Source organism: Phyllobacterium sp. 0TCS1.6A (assembly GCF_026420825.1).
Taxonomy (GTDB): domain Bacteria; phylum Pseudomonadota; class Alphaproteobacteria; order Rhizobiales; family Rhizobiaceae; genus Phyllobacterium.
This window is the reverse complement of record NZ_JAPMAB010000014.1, coordinates 51,773-67,512: the sequence shown is the minus strand read 5'-3', so window position 1 is coordinate 67,512 and position 15,740 is coordinate 51,773. Positions and strand designations below refer to the sequence as shown.

15 protein-coding genes are annotated in these 15,740 nt (G+C 60.6%); 3 read left to right on the top strand and 12 right to left on the bottom strand.

The window, feature by feature from the left end; all coding sequences use genetic code 11:
- Nucleotides 1–53: 53 nt before the first annotated feature.
- A complete protein-coding gene (locus OSJ75_RS22340) occupies nucleotides 54–1,472 on the bottom strand; it encodes an HlyD family type I secretion periplasmic adaptor subunit (protein ID WP_416362602.1) in 1,419 nt (472 codons plus the stop codon).
- On the bottom strand, nucleotides 1,469–3,238 hold the full coding sequence (locus OSJ75_RS22335; RefSeq protein ID WP_250017582.1) for a type I secretion system permease/ATPase: 1,770 nt from the start codon (nucleotides 3,236–3,238) through the stop codon (nucleotides 1,469–1,471). The genes OSJ75_RS22340 and OSJ75_RS22335 overlap by 4 nt, the downstream gene beginning before the upstream one ends.
- A gap of 200 nt (nucleotides 3,239–3,438) precedes the next feature.
- On the opposite strand from OSJ75_RS22335, the gene OSJ75_RS22330 reads away from it, so the two are divergent.
- Both OSJ75_RS22330 and OSJ75_RS22325 read left to right on the top strand, forming a co-directional pair.
- The gene (locus tag OSJ75_RS22330) at nucleotides 3,439–4,008 is read left to right on the top strand and encodes a MarR family transcriptional regulator (RefSeq protein WP_250017853.1); all 570 of its coding nucleotides are present in this window, start codon (nucleotides 3,439–3,441) and stop codon (nucleotides 4,006–4,008) included.
- A 43-nt stretch (nucleotides 4,009–4,051) separates the two neighbouring features.
- The gene (locus tag OSJ75_RS22325; RefSeq protein ID WP_267229595.1) at nucleotides 4,052–5,272 is read left to right on the top strand and encodes a glycosyltransferase family 4 protein; all 1,221 of its coding nucleotides are present in this window, start codon (nucleotides 4,052–4,054) and stop codon (nucleotides 5,270–5,272) included.
- Nucleotides 5,273–5,297: 25 nt separating this feature from the next.
- Here the strand turns inward: OSJ75_RS22325 and OSJ75_RS22320 are convergent, their stop codons facing one another.
- From OSJ75_RS22320 to OSJ75_RS22275, 10 genes are read right to left on the bottom strand one after another with little or no spacing between them, the layout of a single operon-like run.
- Entirely contained in the window at nucleotides 5,298–6,449 is a 1,152-nt protein-coding gene (locus OSJ75_RS22320; RefSeq protein WP_267229594.1) for a type IV secretion system protein, read from the bottom strand.
- Nucleotides 6,446–6,634: a hypothetical protein gene (locus OSJ75_RS22315; protein ID WP_267229593.1), complete on the bottom strand. Its 189-nt coding sequence runs from the start codon at nucleotides 6,632–6,634 to the stop codon at nucleotides 6,446–6,448. Before OSJ75_RS22315 ends, OSJ75_RS22320 begins: the two co-directional genes overlap by 4 nt.
- Nucleotides 6,631–9,054, bottom strand: a complete 2,424-nt coding sequence (locus OSJ75_RS22310) for a VirB4 family type IV secretion system protein (protein WP_267229592.1) — start codon at nucleotides 9,052–9,054, stop codon at nucleotides 6,631–6,633. Before OSJ75_RS22310 ends, OSJ75_RS22315 begins: the two co-directional genes overlap by 4 nt.
- Nucleotides 9,051–9,353 (bottom strand): type IV secretion system protein VirB3, encoded by a 303-nt coding sequence (locus tag OSJ75_RS22305; protein WP_250017594.1) that lies wholly within the window; start codon nucleotides 9,351–9,353, stop codon nucleotides 9,051–9,053. The genes OSJ75_RS22310 and OSJ75_RS22305 overlap by 4 nt, the downstream gene beginning before the upstream one ends.
- Nucleotide 9,354: 1 nt before the next feature.
- Nucleotides 9,355–9,651 (bottom strand): TrbC/VirB2 family protein, encoded by a 297-nt coding sequence (locus tag OSJ75_RS22300; protein ID WP_267229591.1) that lies wholly within the window; start codon nucleotides 9,649–9,651, stop codon nucleotides 9,355–9,357.
- 4 nt (nucleotides 9,652–9,655) lie between these two features.
- On the bottom strand, nucleotides 9,656–10,306 hold the full coding sequence (locus OSJ75_RS22295) for a lytic transglycosylase domain-containing protein (RefSeq protein ID WP_267229589.1): 651 nt from the start codon (nucleotides 10,304–10,306) through the stop codon (nucleotides 9,656–9,658).
- Nucleotides 10,303–11,397: a P-type DNA transfer ATPase VirB11 gene (virB11, locus tag OSJ75_RS22290; RefSeq protein WP_250017600.1), complete on the bottom strand. Its 1,095-nt coding sequence runs from the start codon at nucleotides 11,395–11,397 to the stop codon at nucleotides 10,303–10,305. The genes OSJ75_RS22295 and virB11 overlap by 4 nt, the downstream gene beginning before the upstream one ends.
- Before the next feature lie 33 nt (nucleotides 11,398–11,430).
- Nucleotides 11,431–12,747, bottom strand: a complete 1,317-nt coding sequence (gene virB10, locus OSJ75_RS22285) for a type IV secretion system protein VirB10 (RefSeq protein WP_250017602.1) — start codon at nucleotides 12,745–12,747, stop codon at nucleotides 11,431–11,433.
- Nucleotides 12,740–13,516 carry a P-type conjugative transfer protein VirB9 gene (gene virB9, locus OSJ75_RS22280; RefSeq protein ID WP_267229588.1) on the bottom strand — a complete coding sequence of 259 codons (777 nt, stop codon included), beginning with the start codon at nucleotides 13,514–13,516 and terminating at the stop codon, nucleotides 12,740–12,742. The genes virB10 and virB9 overlap by 8 nt, the downstream gene beginning before the upstream one ends.
- Nucleotides 13,513–14,211 (bottom strand): virB8 family protein, encoded by a 699-nt coding sequence (locus OSJ75_RS22275; protein ID WP_267229587.1) that lies wholly within the window; start codon nucleotides 14,209–14,211, stop codon nucleotides 13,513–13,515. The genes virB9 and OSJ75_RS22275 overlap by 4 nt, the downstream gene beginning before the upstream one ends.
- A 271-nt stretch (nucleotides 14,212–14,482) precedes the next feature.
- Here OSJ75_RS22275 and OSJ75_RS22270 point away from each other — a divergent pair, with 271 nt between their 5' ends.
- Nucleotides 14,483–15,709, top strand: coding sequence for an adenylate/guanylate cyclase domain-containing protein (locus OSJ75_RS22270; protein ID WP_267229585.1), 1,227 nt, complete (start codon nucleotides 14,483–14,485; stop codon nucleotides 15,707–15,709).
- Nucleotides 15,710–15,740: the final 31 nt, after the last annotated feature.

The window sequence follows — 15,740 nt, the reverse complement described above, 5'->3', positions numbered from 1 at the left end:
TATTTTGAATTTTGAATTAACGTTGAAAGTGCCTGCTATTACAGGCACTAACGCTAATCTTCTCTGAAGGCTCGGTTGAAGCTGTCGGAGATCGGCGAGATGATGTAATCGATCGCGCGGCGCTCCTTATGGACGATCAGCACTTCGGCCGGCATGCCGGGGTAGAGCTTGATCTCGGAATTTCCGGCCAGGGAGGACGGCGAAATCTCGGCCCTTGCCACAAAGTAGGCGGTATCGTTCTTCTCATCGACCAATTGATCGGCGGCCACAAACGTCACCTTGCCGTCGAGCGGCGCCATGGAGCGCTGATTATAGGCGGTGAGCTTGACCTGGACCGGTGAATTGACCGCGACGCCGTCAATATCGCGCGGGCTGATCTTCATCTCGACGACCATGGGCTCGTTCTCCGGAACGATGTCCATTATCGGCTCGCCTGCCGCGACGACGCCCCCGGGCGTCCGCAGGCGGATATTGTCGACGATCCCGGCCTGGGGAGACCTGATCTCGACGCGCCGCATGACGTCCTCGGCCGCGATGATACGATCCTCGGTATCGGCAAGGTCGTTCTGGCTCGAGGTTATCTCGCCGGCGATTTCCGACTGGATGTCGCTTTCGATGCCGGCAAGCGCGAATTCCGCTCCAGCCTTGGCCTGTTCGGCCTTGGCCTTGTCGCCTGCATATTCGCCGCGGTCGCCGGCAAGCGCGCTGAGCCGCGTCTCGATCTCCGTCAGCTTGGATTTCTCGGCGTAACCCTTCTTGACCAGCCCGGCGATCGCCTGTCTCTGCTCGTTGATCAGCGCGATCTGCCGATCCGTGGCTTCGATCTGGGCCGCGGATGCCTTGGCCTGTTCCGTATATTGCTCGATCGTCTTCTGCTGGACGTCAATCTTGCTCATCTTCTGCGAATAGCGCTTCTGGAAGAAGATGCGCTCCGCCTTCATCGCATCCTCGGCGACGACATTGGCCTTGGCGACGAAATCGGCGGGGAAGGTGATCTCCCTTTCGCCCCGCTGCTCGGCCCGCAGGCGCGTCAGCTTGGCGATAAGGCCGATGCGGCGGCTCTGCAGGGATTGGAGTTCGGACCGTGCCCGCGTATTGTCGAGCTTCACGAGCGGCTGGCCGACCGTGACGACATCGCCCTCCTGGACGAGAAGCCGGTCGAGGATTCCGCCTTCGAAGTGGCTGATCGTCTTGCGCTTGGAATCGACGATGACGGTGCCAAGCGCAACGGCGGCACTGCCGAGTTCGGCCGAATAGGCCCAGCCGAAAAAGCCGCCAAAGGCTATGCCGACTGTCGTCACACCGGCGATGATCAGCTTGCGCAGCGGCGAACGCTGGTCCTCCTGCTCGAGATCGAGCACCCATTCGGGCTTCACGGAGCCGAATTTGGTCGGAAGATTGCCGGCATCGGTAGTTGCGGAGCGCGGCGTCAGGAGGTTGCCGATCCGCTTGGGAAGATTTGTCTTGCTCATGATCCTGTCGCCCCCATCTTGGGTCCGGTCGGGGTTATCGAGGCCACGACATCCGTCCGCGGGCCGAATTGGGTGATCCGGCCGTCTTCGAGGACGAGCAGTTTATCCGCGACCTGCATGATCGTGGGCCGGTGCGCGATCATGATGACGATCGCCCCGTCATCCCTTGCATGTTCGATGGCCCGCATGAGCGCGCGCTCTCCTACCGCATCGAGATTGGCATTGGGCTCGTCGAGCACGATCAGGCGCGGCCGGTTATAGAGGCAGCGCGCGAGGCCGATGCGCTGTCTCTGGCCGCCGGATAGCGTCAGCTTGCCGTCGCCGACCGGCGTGTCGTAGCCGAGCGGCAGCCGGCCGATCATCTCGTGGACGTCGGCGAGGCGGGCGGCTTCGAGCACCCGGTGCGGATCGCTATCGCCCATGCGCGCGATGTTGTCCTTGATGGTGCCTTCCAGCAGTGCGACAGATTGCGGCAGATAGCCGGCGATCTCGCCGAAGGACCCGCGCTCCCAGAGATAGACATTGTTGCCATCGAGGAACACGCCCCCCGAAGTGGGCTTCACGATGCCGATCATCAGGCGCGCCAGCGTGGATTTACCAGCGGCGGAAGGCCCGACGATGCCAAGGACTTCACCCGGGGAGAGCGCAAAGGAAATGCCCTTGATGATCGGCATTTCCACACCGGGGGCCGCATAGACCAGGCGATCGACGATCAGGTCGCCATGCGGGCGCGGCGTCGGCATCGTCTGCCGAACAGCCAGGTTCTGCGCCAGCAGCGCCTGGATTCGCTGCCAGTTGCCAATGGCGTTCACCCATTGCCGCCAGGTTTCCACGACCTGGTCGAACGGCATGAGCAGGCGGCCGACGATGATGCTGGTCGCGATCATCGCACCCGGAGAAATCTCCTGCTCCATCGCCAGGAGCGTACCGGCGCCGAGCGTTGCGATCTGGATCATGAATCGCAGCGTGCGTACGATCGTCGACATGGCGCGGCTGCGGCCGCCGCCAAGGTCCAGCATGTCCAGCGCGTTCATCTGCAGCCCCCGCCAGCGTCGAGCCAGGGCCGGCAGCATGCCCATGGCCTCGATCGCTTCGGAATGGCGCAATGTGGCGCTGATCTTCGAAATCGCCTCGATATTCGCCTGATTGGCTTCCTTCAGCAGGCCGCGCGTCAGCAAATCGGTGATGACGCCGCAGCAGACGAGGATGATGACCGCGACGACGCCGATGATGCCGAGCGTCGGGTGCAGGAGGAAGAGCACGCCGAGAAAGATTGGCGACCACGCGGCATCGAGCGGCGCGCTGACGGCGGAAGAGGTGAGGAAACTGCGCAATTCGGTGAGGTCGCGCAGCGATTGCGTGGCTTTCGGCAGGCCCTGATCGACCGAGGCCTGCACCGCAGCCGTCAAAACCGGCAGATTGAGCCGGCGAACCAGCGCGCTTCCCATCGCCTGAAACGACAGCGCCCGGATGAACTCCAGGATGCCGTAGACGATCAGGGCTCCGATGGCCAGGACCGTCAACATCAACAACGTGTCCGTGCTGCGGCTGTTCAAAACACGGTCATGAACCTGGAGCATATAGAGGGGAACCGTGAGTTGCAGCAAGTTGATGCAAGCGCTCAATAAAACCGCATAGAGGAGGCCAGCGAGGAAGACCCTGCGAGCTCGATAAATCAGCGCCTGTGGGGTCGGCACAGCGGGCCCCGCGGGAAATTTTCCAGCGGGGCTCTTGCCATTCTCACTAATTTGACGAGTATCAGTCATGTATATTCTGCCTTGGAAATGACACAGCCGCGGGTTAGCCCGTACGACCTTGGTCTATGGCTGTAGACTAATAAAGTAATACTGCGCAGAATGTGACAGAAAAAAGTTCTTTCGGTGGGGAAATAAACGAAGGAGAAATGAAAACATACTCGTAACTTACTTCAATTTTTGAAGTAAACTGGATGATGGAGAACGAGATGATACAGAAACTTCTACACGAAGGAGTGGAAGTCGAAACATCTATTGACGGCTATGATGCCGTCGATTTCCCAGAAATAACTGCAGAAAAACAGGGACATAAACCGCCGGTTCATACTGTCGTCGTGACGCATTTTGAACTTGCGAGGATGATTGAGAGGGTTAATCGTCGATTCTCCAGCCTGCTCAGGACGGAGATGACGAAGCTCGGAGTCGAAGATGTGGGACCGGCTCAGGCAATGGTGCTTCTGGCGATCGGCGATGTCGAATTGTCGGTCGGGGAACTTTTGGATCGCGGACATTATATCGGATCCAACATTTCCTACTACCTGAAGCAGCTGGCCGATGGCGGTTACATCGACCGGGTCGCATCGCAACGGGACAAGAGGTCGGCGCGTATCAGGCTGACCGAAAAAGGCGAGCGGCTCTGCGCCAATCTCCGCGATGCGGGTGGTGCCTATAATCGTGTATTGGCCAGGGATGATGACGATCTGCGTAACCTCGAAATTGCATTCCAGACGCTACACAGGCTCGAACTGGTGTGGGGCAATGCCGCACGCTACGGCATCTGATCCTTTGCCGAACTGCCAAACCCTGCCCGGACAGGCCTGAATCATGCATGTGGCATTTGTACACAGACGTGGTTTTGGTCAATTTTCTGCCCTGGCTGAACATCTTGCCTCCAGCGGGCACAATGTCAGCCTCATTTGCGAGACCGTGGACCGTCGCCTCCCAGCAGTCCGCGTCATCAAGCACAGGGCAGAATCCGGACCCCGTTCCGATACTCAGATGGCCAGGCATCTGGGTATCCCGGATCATCACATCCGAATTGGCCACCGCGTGGCCGAAACCTTCGAGGCCATGATTCGTCAGGGCGAGCAGCCCGACCTGGTCATCGGCCATATCGGCTGGGGCAGCATGATATTCACGAAGGACGTCATGCCCAAGGTCCCCGCCATCGGCTATTGCGAGTTCTTCTATCGCGCGGAAGGTGCCGATGTCGGCTTCGCGCCGGACGATCGACCCGACGCGGAAACCCGCAAGCGGCTGCGGCTGAGGAACATATCCCAGCTGCTGTCGTTCGAAAGCATCGATGGCGGCATCAGCCCGACGCAATGGCAGAAGAGCCTCTATCCCGCCGCGGTGCAGAACAGGATAGCGGTCTGCCATGAGGGCGTCGACCAGGACCGGTTCAAGCCGGACAAGAACGCCTCGCTGCGCCTGCCCGATGGTCGCGTCCTCAAGGCGGGAGACCCGCCGATCATAACATTCGTGGCGCGCGACCTCGAACCCTATCGCGGTTTCCCCCAGGCACTGGAGGCGGCGGCGCGGGTCGTGGCGCAGAATCCCGATGTCCTGTTCATCTTCGTCGGCGGCGATGGCGTGAGCTACGGCAAGCCACCTCCTGGCGGCGGCTCATGGAAGGACAAGCTGCTGGCCGAATATAACCTGCCGCAGGACCGGGTGCTTTTTACCGGGCCGATCTCCCATGATCTGCTGCGGCAGCTCTATCAGATTTCGACGGCCCATATCTATCTGACCTATCCGTTCGTGCTCTCATGGTCGGTCGTCGAGGCGATGGCATGTGGTGCGCTCATCGTCGGTTCGGATACGCCTCCGGTGCGGGAAGTGATCAAATCGGAGAAGAACGGGCTTCTCGTGCCGTTCTTCGACACAGCCGCGCTGACGGAAACGCTGCTGCGCATCCTGCGCAAGCCCGATGATTTCATTCCGCTACGGGCAGCCGCGCGCCGAACGGTGGAGCATCGTTTCAAATTGTCCGATTGCCTCGCCAGGCAGAAGGCATTGATCGGGTCGGTATTGCGCGGCGGGTAACGGCTTTTCGCCGAACCGCAAGCACTTAACGGTTCTTGCCCTGCCGGGTGATGGACGCGTTGCGGTCCTGTAGATCGCGCATCGCCGTTTCGGTGCCAGCATATGAACTCGCATGTGAGCCGGAATATGACGTGGCCGATCCGGCCGAGCGGCCGCGGGCGCCACGGCCGGACGGGAACTGCTCTCCGGCCCGGTGGGCCGAGGCCCAACCCATCCGCGTCGATTGGCCTTCGACCCAGCCTTGCGTGCCTGCGGCAATCCGCGCTGTGAAAGGGAAAATCCGCGTCAAAAGAAAGAATCCGGCCATGCAGATCGCCACGAAGGGGGCGACATCCTTCATCGCGGGGCTGTTGGTGGCATTGACGCTGTTGATGAGGGCGAAAATGCCGTCCTGCGCGCCAAGGAGGTAAAAGCTGAGGAAAGTCGAGAGGAACACCGGAATCAACATGGCCTGGACAAGGCCGCTGAGCCAGCCCCAGAAGAACCGCGATGGCGCCTGGAAGATCAATGAAATGATCGCAAGCGGCGCCAGGGCAAGCATCACCCAGAGCGCCAGCTTGGCAAAGAGCAGCAATGCCAGTGCGTATCCGGCAAATATTGCCGCAGCGATCCAGATAATGGCGGCCGACAGGGGAGATTGCAGCGGCGCTGCAAGCAGGGCCTCCTTGGTCGAGTTCGTCGGTGGTGCCGTCTTTTGCGGCTGCGGCGCCGGAGCGCCGCCATTGTCCGGCGGCGGCACTGGGACAGCTGCCTTGGCCACGTTGTTTTCGATTTTCACCGCTGCGATCAGCGCATATTCATAGATGGTCGAAATATCCCGTGCCACGGTCGCCATGCCCATGGCCTTGCCGTTGCGGGGGTTAACGATGTTGTTCAACATGACGCCGCTGATGATATAGGGAATATTGGTCACGCCCTGGTAAATGGCGATCTGTATCTGGCCCCATTGGGTCGCCATGGCGAATATCATCGCGATGCGAAGGAGCTTGAAACTGATCGCGACGATGTTGGTATCGCCCGTGCCCTGCCAGAAGCGAAAGCCCCAGAAGATCAGATAAAGCACGAACAGGCCGGATGCGACTGGCGTCATATGGGCGGAAATCGCGCCATAGGTCGCAGCGGTGAAATCCTTGCCGAGCGCATCGACATTGCTGAGCAGCGCGGCGAGTTCGTTCATTGCGGTGTCAGCGGTGCAATGCTGGCGAATGGCTCGTTTACCGGACGCAACGGGCCGCAATCATCCTCGGCATAGGACAAGGCTCCGCCGGGGAGGGAGCAGGGATGTCGCAGCCCGTCAAAACTCATGCAGCCGCTGCATGCCAGCGCGATGATGAGCATGAGCCCGATTGCCGGCAGTTTCATTCTGTATCCTTCCGCCCGCAAAAGACAGGCAACCAATCGGCCGGGTCGTCGCCAAGCCGTTCGCGCAATGATGTCAGTTCCTGGATAGTCTCTGCCCGGCCCGACAGGACCTTGAGCAGGTCGTCCATGTCATTGAGGCGAAGCCGGGCAATGACCGATTCCTGTCCGTGCTTGATCAGGAAGCTACGGCTGGACGGGTCGGTCGTCCGGATCCATTCGACTTCCCTTTGCGACAGACGCATGCCGCCGGCATGGCTCTCCATGTCCGCGCGCGGATTGGGGAAGAAGATATGTGTCGCGCTTTGCTCGATCAGCGTGTTCGCGATTGGCGAATTGACGATGTCCGACGCGCTCTGCGTCCCAAAACCGATGATTCCGTTGAATTTCCGGATCGTCTTCATCTTGTTCTTGATGAACGCGGCAAAGACCTCGTCTTCGAGCAGCCGCCAGCCTTCATCGAGGAAGATCAGTATGGGACGGCCATCGAAAAGCTCTTCGATGCGGTGAAATATATACATCAGCGCCGCGCTGCGGGTGAGCGGATCGTCGAGAATGCGCGTCATGTCGAAGCCGGATATGGCGGACCACGAGAAAGTGTCGTCGGCATTGTTGAACAGCCAGCCGAGCTGTTCCGGACGCAGCCATTTATCGAAGCGCGACAGCAGATCGTCGGTACCGGACGGATTGCGTCCCCGCAGCAATGTCGCGAACAATGGCAGTGACCGCGAAGCCCTGTCCGCCGACAATATGTGGGCGATTGCGGCGCGCAGCACGCCTTCTTCGCTGGCGGACAGGGCCTGGCCGTCCGGGCGGCGGAGCATGAGCGAGAAAAGTTGAAACAGAAAATCCCTGTTGGCGCCGCTGTCGGGCAATTGCAGCGGATTGAAGCCGCTGGCCATGTCCGGCTGCAGTTCCCGATAGGTGCCGCCGAGCGCGCGAACGAAGATTTCGCCGCCGCGATCCTTGTCGAAAAAGATGCAGCGGGGCGCCGGAGAAAGGCGCTGCGATTGCGCCATGAGAAACGACAATGCCACGGTCTTGCCTGAGCCCGACGGGCCGATCATGGTGAAATTGCCGAGGTCACGTTCGTGGAAATTGAAGAAATAGGCGCTCTGGCTGGTGGTCTCGAGCAGCGAAATGGCGCTGCCCCAATGATTATCGCGTGATTTTCCGCTGGGAAAATTGTGAAGTGAGAGAAAACCGCCGAAATTCTTCGAGGAAATCATCGCCGAGCGCGCGATATAGGAGAAATTGCCGGGCAGCTGCGCCCAGAACGCCGCCTCGCAGTTCAGGTCCTCGCGCAGCCAGATGATCGATTGGTCAGTCAGAGCGGTTCCAACGCCGCGGATAGACCGGTCAAGCTCCTGCTTGTCATCGCCGATGCACATAACCGTCAGATGGTGTTCGCCGAAGATCGAGCGCGAGCTCAATAGTTCGTCGCGGGCGCCGGCGAGCTGATCGCCAATGATCGAACCGGCCTCGTCGGCAACGGCGATCTGGCGCGACACTCTCTCGATCCTGTTCTGGGCGACCGCCCTGTCAATGATCGAAAAGCTCTGGCTGACCACGAATTCATGCGGCACCTTCAACAATCCGTCGAGCAGGAGCGGGCCGGTATAGGAGGGATATTCCCGAATGGACAACATCGCACCGAGGCGTGTGTCACCCGGAGGAGTGGCGCCAACGAACTCCAGGGCGTTGCGGCCGAAATTGATCCGTTTCATCGCCAGCGCGCCGTCCAGCGGCATGCGCGGCAGGCGCATCGCCACGGGCTTCAGACCGTTCAGCAGCTGGACGAGGAATTCGAGCGGCTCGGAGAATGCAATGCCCGCAGCATCATTGCGGATGCCCAATATTCTTGCGCCGTAGCTCTCCAGGATCTGCCGCACATCGAGAGAGGTACTGCGAAGTTCGCGAAGATCATCGTCGGATACGCCGCTATCCCGGGTCTTGTCGCTGCTGCGCCGGAACAGAAACCTGCTCAGGCCGTCCAGAATTTTCACCTGGCCCTGCAATGGCCGGCGGACGACGCTGATATACATCTCGTTGACGAACATCCGCCTTTGCCGGAGCTGCGCCATGTAGCGCGCGTTCAGGTCCCTCGCAAAAGGAGTTTCGAAACTGCCGCCGAGTTCCGGTTCGAGCCGCCGCCGCACCAGATGGCCATAGACGGCATAGCGGCTGCTGCCGAGGGCCCGCAATATCGTGTTTCGACCTTCGAGCCTGCCATTGATATCGGCCATGTCGGCCGTTTCGAAACAGAAGCCGTCGAGCTTGAGGAAGCTCACGAGCATTCCGTCCTTCGTGCGCAGAACGCTGTCTTCCACGTGCCGCAGATAGGGAATATGAGCGGCGACGGAACGTTCGCGCGCGCCGACCGAGCCGAAGCGCATCTGGCTGCGCACGCCCGGCGAAATCACCGCGTCTCTCCCGCAGCGTAGCTCTTCACGCCCCAGACCGATTTCGACTGCGGCGGCGTCTTCGCGCCGCGGATCCTGAGAACGCTGAAGATCTGTTCGTCGCGCAGGGTGAGGAAGTAGCCGAACATATGGATCGGCACGATGAGAAACAGCGCCAGCAGTCCCTTGGTCGCCAGGAATATGACCGCCGTCACGACCATGTTGAACATGGCGTACATATAGGGCACGCCGAACAATGTTGGCGCACGCGTCAGCGCCTTGACCAATGGCGTGATGTCCGGGGCCTGTTCTTCCCGCATGTCAGTGTCCGAGCGCGCCTTGGAAGAAGGTCACGATCTGCGTCGAGCCGAAGACAAGGACGATGCCGAGAATGACCGAACCGGCTATTCCCCAGGTGAGCCGCCCGCTCCAGGCCAGAAACCCGCAACCGATGACGGCGAGGATCGCCAGCATCGACGCTATCGGCCCGGTGAGGATCGATATCAGCGTTTCGAGAACGCCGGTCACCGGCTGGAGGCTTTGCGCATGCGCAGCGCTGGAACAGGCTGCAGCCGCAACGGATATGGCAAGGAAAAGCCCGCGCCGGTTAATATTCATTGGTCTACTCCATGTGCAAGACGAAGCCCTGCGACCATTCCCTGGCGCCGCGGGGCTGCTGAAAATCGATTGTTGCGGGTTTATTCTCGCTGCGACGGGCCTGAAGCGGCTTCCAGCCGTAGAGATCAGTCAATACAGCGGAGACATAGGCGACGGTTTCCGGGTACAGCGGAACGCCGTTGTTCTTTGCGACCGCCGCCTCACCGGCATTGTAGGCGGCAAGAACATAGATCGGATTATCGTATTTCTGCTGCAGGACGCGCAAATAGCGCACGGCGCCCCGCACATTGTCTTCCGGGTCGCATGGGTCCACCGAAAACCGTTTGGCCGTTTCGGGCATGAGCTGCATCAGCCCGATGGCGCCCGCGCTTGAGACGCTGTTCATCCGGAACCCGCTTTCCCGCCTGGCGATCGCCAGCAGCAGGTCCTTGTCGAACCCCTCCTCGGCCGCGATCTTCTCGATCACGGCCCTGCCTTGCGCCGCATCGTCGTTCGGGTCGAACCGGCAAGGCTTGCCGGTCGCCGGCTCCGGGAGGGGCGCTTCCGGCATCACGGTCACCTTGATCGCCGGCCGCGCGGGTTCCGCCGCCGCGATGCCTGCGACGAACAATGCGCAGATCGGTATCAGGCTGAAGATATGACGGCAGAAGTTCATCGCTGCAGCCTCCGCCCATCGCCGAAGACTTGAACGACCGGATGCGGGCTTGCGTCGCCTTGCATGTCGGCCCAGCGCAGGAACGGCTCATAGAAAATCTCGGTGACGACGCCCGGCCGGCCGCCAACCCGCGCGATCTGAACCGTGAGCGGGAGGGCCTGCTGCAGCGCATTGATCATGTCTGTCTGATTGAGGCCTGCGCCACCGCTGGCCTGCATGATCAGCAGCGCTAGCCGCAGATAGGCGCCTTTGGGCGAATTCGCATGGACGGTCGAAAGCGAACCGGGGTGACCGGTATTGATCGCCTGCAGGAAATCCATCGCCTCGGAGCCGCGGATTTCACCCAGCAGCAAACGGTCCGGGCGCATGCGCAGCGAAGCTTCGACAAGATGGCACGGATCGACATTCGCGATGTTCTGCTGTCCGCGCGTCGCGATCAACCGCACATGATTTGGCTGGGCATGGGAAATTTCAGGCGTATCCTCGATGGTGATGAGCCGCTCGGAACGCGGAATTTCCTGCAGCAGCGCGTTGAGGAATGTGGTTTTTCCCGAACCAGTGCCCCCTGAAACGAGAATCGAGACGCGTCGCTGCACCGCTTCCGAGAAGAATCGCTCCAGGTCACCCTTGTCGAGCAGATGGCAGAGATGGGCTTCGTCCTGAGTGAGGATTTCGGCGCTGTCGATGATGCGCGCCCCGGCAAGCGCGCCGGTTCTGCCATAATCCGCGAGCGTCAGCCGCGACGAAGTCTGCCGCCTTATGACGATTGCACCGCCATCCAGCGCCGCGGGCGGCAGCACGGCCTGGACCCGCTCGCCGTCCGACAGGGACGCCGAAAGTATAGGCTCCTCATCATTGACGAATTGGTGGCTGGCGGCGGCAATGCGTTCGGCCATGAACCGGATTCGTTCGGCTGTAAGTTCCGGGATGGCGTGTTCTTCCATGCCGGTCATTTGCCCGGACGAGCGTTCCACGAACACGCAGCCGGGCCTGTTGACGCAGATTTCCACCACATCCGGTGATTGGAGGAAAGGATTGAGCGGGGCGAAAGCCATGCCGACAAGATCGGGCAGCGATGCGGCAAGCGTCATGACACGCCTCGCCATGACCTATTGGAGAGAATGCTATTCGCCATGACCGCGCCCTCCGCGCTTCAACTCGCGCAGCTTCTGTGCGACGGGGTCGGGGTATAGATCGGAGAAATCCAGATCGCGCCGAACGAAGATCGCGACGGCCGTCCCTTGGCGGATACGGATCGTCGGCTGAATGGCGATCGACGATTTCAATGCCTCTTGCGCCACATTCGATAGACCTTGTGCCAAGGCGGCGGCGCCTTTCCCGCCGAGGTCAGCGCCGATCGCGTCGTCCTTCTCGTCTGGATCGATCGTCGTCTGCGTCGTCTTACCCGTTGCAGGATCGGTGGTTATGGTGGTGATTGGGCCGGATCGCCTGCGCCTGCGCAATTCCGGCCGCGGATCGGCCGCCAGTTGCGCACCGGCGGACAGTGCAGTCAGCATGATCGCCGAACCGAACCGCTGCAGATGATGATTGTCGACCTTGCCGCCCGAACCGGAAACGCCAAGTTCGTCCGTGCCCGGCGATGCAAGGTTCAAGGAAACGCCGTCGGTGCGCAGCAGGCGCGTCCAGACGATGAATGCCCGCTTCTGGCCCTGCATCAGCCCGGCATTATACTCGCCGACGATGCGCGAGCCGGCGGGGATGAGGATTCTCCGCCCATCGAAGGACCAGATATCATCGGTGGTCACCGCCCGGACCATGCCGGGCAGATCGGTCTCGACAGCTGTTTCCAGGACGCCGCGTATCATGGTGCCCTGCGGCACCAGTGCGTCGATCCGCTCGTTCTTCTGCGCCTTGGCGACTTCCACGGCTTTGGCGGACAAGGCACCCAGGAACTGCGTGTTTGCGTTGGATTCCTGGAACGTCGCGTCGCTTTTTTCCGCCTGTTCGGCCGATTTTGTTTCACCTTGTCCGAGATCGACACCGTCAGTCGGGCTTGATTCGGAAACGACCATGGGGGAACGGTATCGCTGCCATTTCTCCTCATCCGTGCTCCCGGCATCAGCCTCGGCGCGGAGCTTCTGTGCCTCGAGATCGGCAATTCTCTGCTGCAGGGCCTGCAACTCGGCCTGATCGACGGACGAGGCATTGGTGGTGCTGGCGTCAGGTTGAGTTGCGGATGGATCAGGCAGCGCAAGCCGGACGTCCGGGACCGCCAGCGTTTCGTCGCTCCGTACCAGCTCGGCCGCCGGTGCAGGCGTGTTCGGCCGCCAGTAGGCGATAGCGAGTGCCGCTTGCACGATCAGGGCGAGGCCTATCGCAAGCGGCCAGATGCTGCGCTTGCGCTTGCTTTCGGCCAGCGCCGAATGCGCACCGGCTTCGAGCTCTCCGTGATGACGAGATGCGCTGCCGATATCACTCATGATCGGCAACCAGTTTCGGCGCTGCGCTCCGCTGCAGATTGAAGAGGCACAATGCCTGTTTTCCGCGTCGCAGCATCCATTGATCGGCGATCTTGTCGACCACGATATAATCGCGCTCACGGCGGAAATTGGCGAGGATCTCGGTCTTCCCGCCTTCGACGACGAAGATGGCCGGAATATCGCCATCGAAGCGGAACCAGGTCTTCACGCCATCGTCGAAGGCGTTTCGTGGCTTCAAGCCTGCATCGCCGCGAAACCGGTAATCCGTGTTGGATCGGGTGAAGTCGAATGCGTCGCGGTTCGGCTCGGAAACGAGCTTGCGCGCCTTGGCCAGCAATTTGGCATCGACCTCCTCTTCCGGATAGCGGAATTTGACCATGAATGTCTGCTCGCCGGCGGATTCGGGATGGGCGCGCAGGATGAATGTATAGACGTGCTTGTTGCTGACCACATTCATGTTGGTGACGGTCTTCGGCTCGACCGGCTTCAGGAAGATGATATTGCCGCGCTTGTTCGGTTCGATCTTCCAGGACATGCTGTCGCCGACGGCCACGGTCTCGATCTTCTCGTCATCGCCGAGGACGACCATCGTCGATACGCCGTAGGTTGCATCAACCGAGACGACATTGGTTGCATTATAGCTGACCGATCGCACCCGCGGATCGGCAGTGCCCGGACGTGGCGCGATTTCGGCATGCGCGCTTGCGCAGAACAGCGTTGCAAGCAGCAGCAGGACGAGGTGAAGGAGAGCATTGCGCGGGCGTATCATCCACCACCGCCTTCCGACACGAGTTCCTGGTCGCGCCGGTAGTCCGTCACCTGGAAGCCGAGCGGATTGTCGAAGCGCAGCTCGTTCGACATTGCACCCTGCGAATAGCGAAAATGCATCAGCGCCACCCAATGCGTATCGGGCGCGGCCTTCTGGCCAATATTCCGGGTGGAAAAACGTATGATCGCCGTGCGGTCGTCGGGAACCTGCACCGACTTTATGACCGGCAGGACCTTCGTATCGCGGCCGTAGAGATTGACGGGATTGGCGGGATTGGACGAACCATAGGCGGCAAGGATGTCGCGCCCGGCCTCGCCGGTGGACAGGAGCCTGGCCAGATCGAAATTCTGCTGCACGGCATTGGGATCGTAGGTTTCGCGAGCCCGCAGGAACCGGACCACATTCATCCGGGTGATCGCTTCATTCTGGGTCAGGTCGCCATCGGCCAATGGCCGTTTGATCTCCATGAAACCCGTCGTCTTGTCCACTTCGATGACATAGGCCTCGAAGCTCTTCAACGGAACCAGCATCAACAGGCAACCCATGGCCATGGCGGCGAGGGTCGCGCTGATGGCGGCGACGATCCAGGCCGTGGCACGCGATCGCTTCACCGAGCGGATGACGTCATTTTCCCAGCGCACTGCCTCGCTGAAGTAGCGGCCGTCGGTGAATTCTTCCCGCGCATCATCCTGCATATCTCAGCACCGGCCGGACTTGCGGACTTTTAACGTGATTGATGAGGAAAATGATGCGATACGCAATACAATGCTTTCAAATACTTGCAGTTGAACAATAATTCGGAAAAATATCGATGGCGCCGAGAAATAATTCGGCCTTGGTCACATAGAGCCACCGCCTCTGCCGAGTGTCAATGCTACTTAAGTTTGAGGAACGCTACGAACAGGGGACGAGTTTTCCAACGGGGCCAAACGTGATACGCCTTCGCCAACGATCGCGAGCACTCCCATGGACGATTCCAAACTGGTTGAAATTGAGGCCTGGCTCGATACGCAGGGTCTTTCGGGCACGAGCGAAACGGACCTGATGAACGGGTTCTGCGCGCGCTGTCTCGATGCGGGCATAAGGCTGGAGCGCGCGAATTGCTTCGTCGACACGTTGCATCCGATCTATGAGGGACGGGTGTTCCTCTGGCGCCGTGAAGGGCAGGTCGAGCGCGCCATCATCGAATACGGTTCGTCGCAGCAGGGTGAAAGCGCGGATAACTGGCAGAGTTCGACGTTTTATCGCATGCTTCAGCGCAACGAGGACGAGATGCGCCAGTTCATCGGGCAGATAGACACGCCGGAATTCCGCCACCTCGTGACGCTCAAATCCGAAGGCTGCACCGACTATCTCGCCTTGATACACCGCTTCTCGAGCGAGGGCAGCATCGGCGAAATGGATTGTTTTTATTCGCAATGGTCGACCGATGCGCCGGATGGCTTCAGCGAGGAGGAACTGGCCGCAATCCGGCGTCTGGTGCGAGGCCTCGGCCTCGCCATCAAGTGCACGTCGCTTTCCCGCATCGTCCAGACCCTCGCGGACGTCTATCTTGGCCATGATGCCGCGCGCAGGGTCCTCGCCGGTCGCATCAACCGCGGCGCGGCCGAGCGGATGGAAGCGGTGCTGTGGTATTCCGATCTGCGTGGCTATACGCGCATATCCGATACGGCTGCCCCGGACGAGATCATCCCGATGCTGAACGACTATGCCGAGGCCGTGATTTCTTCCATCCATGAGGCCGGTGGCGATGTGCTGAAGCTCATCGGCGACGGCACATTGGCGATCTTCACCAATCCGCGCTCGGCCGCTGCCTGCGCCGCTGCACTCAAGGCGGAGAGGCTGCTGCGCAAGAAGTTGAAGATTTTGAACCAGAGGCGCCGCGCAGCAGGCTTGCCCGCCACCGACGTCTATCTCGGCATGCATATCGGCGAAGTCTTCTACGGCAATATCGGCAGCGATACGCGGCTCGATTTCACGGTCGTCGGGCCGGCGGTCAACGAGGTGAGCCGCATCGCCTCGATGTGCCGGTCAGTCGACCAGACGGTGCTCGTATCCGATAGTTTCGCCGCAGCGCTGCCGGCGAAGAAGCGCCAGGCCCTGGTGTCGGTCGGCCGCTTCGCCCTGCGCGGCGTCGGCAGGGCCCAGGATTTGTTCACGCTCGAACGAACTGTTGCCAAGCCCGCCGGATGATGTAGCCTCGAACCGGATAGCGCGCCGCCGG